The following is a 216-nucleotide window of genomic DNA, read 5'->3' as shown; positions in this document are numbered from 1 at the left end:
ACTTGAGTTCGTCCACCAGCTCACGGGTGAGACGGTCGAAATCCTTGTTGGCCACATGGGCATAATAGTGTGCCAGCGCCCAGGAAACGATGAACTGGGAGAGGGCAAATATATACCCGAAGTTGATGACACCGATAATTTTGACCTTGAACAGGCCGGGGGCATACGCTGCCCCGATGGGGAGGAGGAAATAATACACGGTGGAAAAAATCCACC

The 216-nt window shown here is 52.3% G+C and carries 1 protein-coding gene; it reads right to left on the bottom strand.

The window, feature by feature from the left end:
- Nucleotides 1–216, bottom strand: a 216-nt coding sequence (locus KI810_RS17215) for a DUF485 domain-containing protein (RefSeq protein ID WP_214176794.1), incomplete at both ends; no start/stop codon positions are given.

The organism is Geomobilimonas luticola, from assembly GCF_018476905.1.
GTDB lineage: Bacteria > Desulfobacterota > Desulfuromonadia > Geobacterales > Geobacteraceae > Geomobilimonas > Geomobilimonas luticola.
Note: the sequence above shows the minus strand (reverse complement) of the source record. Positions and strands in the feature narration are given on the sequence as shown.